The organism is Haloferax sp. KTX1, assembly GCF_902410085.1.
GTDB classification, from domain to species: domain Archaea; phylum Halobacteriota; class Halobacteria; order Halobacteriales; family Haloferacaceae; genus Haloferax; species Haloferax massiliensis.
This window is the reverse complement of the sequence record NZ_CABPRH010000026.1, coordinates 1-5,303: the sequence shown is the minus strand read 5'-3', so window position 1 is coordinate 5,303 and position 5,303 is coordinate 1. Positions and strand designations below refer to the sequence as shown.

1 tRNA gene and 2 rRNA genes are annotated in these 5,303 nt (G+C 56.0%); all 3 read right to left on the bottom strand.

Annotated features, from left to right (window positions below):
- Nucleotides 1–63: 63 nt before the first annotated feature.
- The 3 genes from FY251_RS20530 to FY251_RS20520 all read right to left on the bottom strand — a co-directional run bounded on the left by FY251_RS20530 (nucleotide 64) and on the right by FY251_RS20520 (nucleotide 4,838).
- Nucleotides 64–2,978: ribosomal RNA gene (locus FY251_RS20530) — 23S ribosomal RNA — on the bottom strand.
- Nucleotides 2,979–3,195: 217 nt separating this feature from the next.
- Nucleotides 3,196–3,267, bottom strand: a tRNA-Ala gene (locus tag FY251_RS20525).
- A gap of 97 nt (nucleotides 3,268–3,364) precedes the next feature.
- Nucleotides 3,365–4,838, bottom strand: a 16S ribosomal RNA gene (locus FY251_RS20520).
- Together the 16S and 23S rRNA genes with 1 tRNA gene alongside form the textbook arrangement of a ribosomal RNA operon.
- Nucleotides 4,839–5,303 lie beyond the last annotated feature (465 nt).

Sequence of the window (5,303 nt, the reverse complement as noted above, 5' to 3'; positions counted from 1 at the left end):
CGTCGTACCAATGTATACGTGCAATCCAGTTTGCGCCTGGACCCGTTCTCGGGTCTCAGTGCGTATGAATGTGGCTTGGACTGTTAGTGCTCGCGGGCTTAACAACTCGTTGCCTCGTTGCGTACACCCCGAGTCTATCGAACTCGTCTTCTACGAGTGTCCTCAGTGGAACTTCTTTTCCGTGTGGGTTTCGAGCTTAGATGCGTTCAGCTCTTACCCCGTGGTGCGTAGCTGCCCGGCATCTGCCCTCTCGGACAACCGGTACACCAGTGGCACCCATTCGTAGTTCCTCTCGTACTATACGAACGTTCACGTCAAGTTCCTTAACACCCCCAATAGATAGCAGCCGACCTGTCTCACGACGGTCTAAACCCAGCTCACGACCTCCTTTAATAGGCGAACAACCTCACCCTTGCCTGCTTCTGCACAGGCAGGATGGAGGGAACCGACATCGAGGTAGCAAGCCACCGGGTCGATATGTGCTCTTGCCGGTGACGACTCTGTTATCCCTAAGGTAGCTTTTCTGTCATCTACGGGTCCCATGAATGAACCTCGTAGGTTCGCTAGACCACGCTTTCGCGTCAGCGACACTCGTTGGGAATGTCACTGTCAGACTTCCGTTTGCTCTTGCGCTCTTCCACGAGTTCCCGACTCGCGTGAGGAAATCTTTGGGCGCGCTCGATATCTTTTCGAGCGCGTACCGCCCCAGTCAAACTGCCCGGCTACCGGTGTCCTCCGCCAGGAGTGAGAGTCGCAGTCACTAACGGGTAGTATTTCAATGCTGCCTCGGTGGCCCGCTGGCGCGGGTACCTGTGTAATGGCTCCTACCTATGCTGCACATTAGCGACCACGTCTCAGCGACAGCCTGCAGTAAAGCTCTATAGGGTCTTCGCTTCCCCTTGGGGGTCTCCAGACTCCGCACTGGAACGTACTGTTCACCGGGCCCAACGTTGGGACAGTGACGCTCTCGTTGATCCATTCATGCAAGCCGCTACTGAAGCGGCAAGGTACTACGCTACCTTAAGAGGGTCATAGTTACCCCCGCCGTTGACGGGTCCTTCGTCCTATTGTACTAGGTGTTCAGATACCCGCACTGGGCAGGATTCAGTGACCGTACGAGTCCTTGCGGATTTGCGGTCACCTATGTTGTTACTAGACAGTCGGAGCGTCCGAGTCACTGCGACCTGCTCGGTCAAGAGCAGGCATCCCTTATCGCGAACTTACGGGACTAACTTGCCGAATTCCCTAACGTCGGTTGATCCCGACAGGCCTTGGCTTGCTCTGCCAGCGCACCTGTGTCGGATCTCGGTACGAGCTTCTTGCTTGTCTTTTCACGGGCTCTAGGTACCGCCGAGTTTCCCTATCTCACCATTCGTTCGCTTCGTGCCGTTACGGCTTCCACGAATTTCGGTGATTCGACGGGGCGAAGGCCCCGCTCGGTGTTTCCTAAAGCGTCGACGTTTAGTGCAAGAAGGTACTGGAATATTAACCAGTTTCCCTTTCATCTAATTCGAATTACGGTTAGACTTAGGATCGACTAACCCTCGGCTGATTGACAGTGCCGAGGAACCCTTGCGCGTAAGGCCGTCGGGGTTCACACCCGACTCTCGCTGCTACTGAGACCATGATTTTCGTTGCTGCACGGTCCACACGAGATCTCTCCCGTGCTTCCACCCATGCAGTATGCCAACCTACGGAATCGTGTCGTATGACACGCCGCCAGGTCTCGGAGGTGGATTTGAGTCCCGATCATTTTCGACGCCTCGAACCTCGGCCGGTAAGCTGTTACGCTGTTCTTAGAGGGTAGCTGCTTCTAAGCTCACCTCCCGGCTGTTTAGGGCTCGAGACAATCTTCAATCACACTTAATCCACACTTTGGGTCCTTAACCTGGCTCTGGGTTGTCTCCCTCACGGTGCACAAGCTTACCCCGCACACCGGACTCCCTGAGTCTACGACGTTCGTAAGTTCGGAGTTTGACAGGGAAGCGAACTCCTCTCGGAGTCCGGATTCCCAATCGGTCGCTCTACCTCACGAACTATCTCATCAGAGGTCATGCTTCGACATGTTTCGGTTGGAACCAGCTGTTGCCAAGTTCGATGGGCCTTTCACCCCTACACCAGAGTCACGAGAGGGTATTGTAGGACACCAACTCTAACGGGCCTCCACGCAGCTTTCGCCACGCTTCGCCCTGCTCCGGCGTAGATCACTTGGTTTCGGGTCGCATCCGGTTGGCTCCCCGCCCTTGAAGACGGTGGCCCTGGTCAAAGACTGCGGCCGTATCGGTTTCCCTATGCCTCCGGGGGTTCTCCCCTTAGACTCGCCAGTCAGATGCACTCCATGGTTCGTTTTTCAAAACGCACGACGTAACATCGGCTTCACTTGAGTCATACTACGGGATCGCTCCCAGTTCTTTCGTCGAGTGACCTTGTATGCCACGTCGCTCTATCGCCAACTGATTTCAAGCCCTATTGCACCGCCCTTTTCGGGGTGCTTTTCAGCGTTCGCTCACGCTACTTGTTCGCTATCGGTCTCGAGGAGTGTTTAGTCTTCGCAGTTGATGCCTGCGAAATTCACGAGGGATATCCAACCCCCGCTATTCTGGAACAACCCCGGGATCTGGTTCTTATGTTACGGGGTTTTCACCCTGTATCACGCTCCATTCCAGGAGACTTCACATAAGATCCAGGTCCGTTATGGGTAGTCCGTACACCACATTGCCCGAAGGCTTCGGTTTGGACTGTATCGCGTTCACTCGCCGTTACTAACGACATCGCGGATTGCTTTCTTTTCCTGTTCCTACTAAGATGTTTCAATTCGGAACGTTCCCCATTGCGCGAGGCAATTGCGTGGGGATTCCCATTCGGAGATCTTCAGTTCTTACCCTCCATGCGGGTCCCTGAAGCTTTTCGCAGCTTGGCACGTCCGTCATCGGCTCTCGAGCCGAGCTATCCACCAGCTGGCACAGTAGCCAGTTGATATAGTCACTGTGACCCGGAGAACGGGTCCAGTGGACGCCTGGATTGCACGTACACACGGTTTCATCAAATCCCCTCGGTGACGACCCGAGGCGAATTTTCGACCCTTCCCAACCTCGCTTGCGCGGGATGGTGCATCTGTCGTCAGTATCCATTCTGTCGAAACGTCTTGCCACACTTAAGGGGCACGATCGTTTCGGAGTGGAGTACTGCTTACCATGGACCCACAGGGATTCGAACCCTGGGCATCCTCCTTGCAAAGGAGGCACTCTACCACTGAGCTATGGGCCCGTGTTAGCCCTAGTAGTTCTAAGGTGTCCGAACGGGTGTCATTAGTGAACTCGGAAGATCGCGTGTGAGCCACCCCGTCGGGGTGGTCTCGGTCGTTAGGAGGTGATCCAGCCGCAGATTCCCCTACGGCTACCTTGTTACGACTTAAGCCCCCTTGCGAAGCCCAGATTCGACCACCGTGTGGTGGCCTCATCCGGACCTCACTCGGGTGCTTTGACGGGCGGTGTGTGCAAGGAGCAGGGACGTATTCACCGCACTCTATTGAAATGCGATTACTACCGAATCCAGCTTCATGAGGGCGAGTTTCAGCCCTCAATCCGAACTACGATCGAGTTTAGGAGATTAGCGTTCTCTTTCGAGATAGCAACCCATTGTCTCGACCATTGTAGCCCGCGTGTAGCCCAGCTCATTCGGGGCATACTGACCTACCGTTGCCCGTTCCTTCCTCCGCTTTAGCAGCGGCAGTCCTTCTAATGTACCCAGCCAGTCGAAACTGCTGCTGGCAATTAGAAGTGCGGGTCTCGCTCGTTGCCTGACTTAACAGGACGCCTCACGGTACGAGCTGACGGCGGCCATGCACCTCCTCTCTATAGCGTCGTGGTAAGGTCATCAACCTGACCGTCATTACTATAGTCGGAGCTGGTGAGATGTCCGGCGTTGAGTCCAATTAAACCGCAGGCTCCTCCGGTTGTAGTGCTCCCCCGCCAATTCCTTTAAGTTTCATCCTTGCGGACGTACTTCCCAGGCGGCTCGCTTCTCGGCTTCCCTACGGCACAACACAGGCTCGTAGCCTGTGTCACACCTAGCGAGCATCGTTTACAGCTAGGACTACCCGGGTATCTAATCCGGTTCGAGACCCTAGCTTTCGTCCCTCACCGTCGGATCCGTCTTCTCGAGGTGCTTTCGCCATCGGTGGTCCGTCCAGGATTACGGGATTTCACTCCTACCCCGGACGTACCCCTCGAGCCTTCCGGTCCCAAGCCACGTGGTTTTCACCGGACGCCCGCCAGTTGAGCTGGCGGATTTCCCGATGAACCTTCGTGGCCGGCTACGGACGCTTTAGGCCCAATAATATCGGTCATCACTTGAGCTGCCGGTATTACCGCGGCGGCTGGCACCGGTCTTGCCCAGCTCTTATTCCACGACCGCCTTACAGTCGTGAAAAGCGAGGACTATATGCCCTCGCACTTGGGGTCCCCTTATCGCACTTGCGTGCAGTGTAAAGGTTTCGCGCCTGCTGCGCCCCGTAGGGCCCGGAATCTTGTCTCAGATTCCGTCTCCGGGCTCTTGCTCTCACAACCCGTACCGATTATCGGCACGGTGGGCCGTTACCCCACCGTCTACCTAATCGGCCGCAGACACATCCTACGGCGCCGGAGCGTTTGGGAGAGTCGGCAGTTCCAGCGCGACTCTCCGATGAACTATTAGCCTCAGTTTCCCGAGGTTATCGTTCTCCGTAGGGTAGTTTGTCCACGTGTTACTGAGCTTTCCGCAACGAGCCTAAACTCGTGCAACTAGCATGGCTAAATCGGACCCCAATAGCAATGACCTCCGGCAGGATCAACCGGAATGGGTCGCGACCATTTAAACCTGGTCGCGGGGTGTTGGCGGGTGAATGGCAGCGGTATGCTGTCAAATCACCGTTCAAAGGTCCGAGTTCGTATGACATCCGTTCGGATGTCACCGAACTACTAGGGCTAACATCAGATACCGTCTTGCGGCGTACCGCAGGGGCGGAATCCTCATTTCCTTCGGACCTGAATCGAAGCGGTTCGAGGGTATAAACCCTTCGAACCCCGTTCGGGTCAGGGCCGGTGAGGCAGGACGCGTTGAATCGCCCTGCAATCGCGGTGTGTCGTTCGCATTCATCCGAAATGCCTTGGACCACTTAAGGCCGTCGTATCGTGGCGACCCCCGGGAAGGTGTGTCATCCCGGTGAGCGCCTGACGACCTTGGGGTCGGGGCGTTCGGTGGAAGCGTTCGGGGGGAGTACCCCCGTGCGCTTCTTCGCATTAATCCGAATGCCGGGGATACAT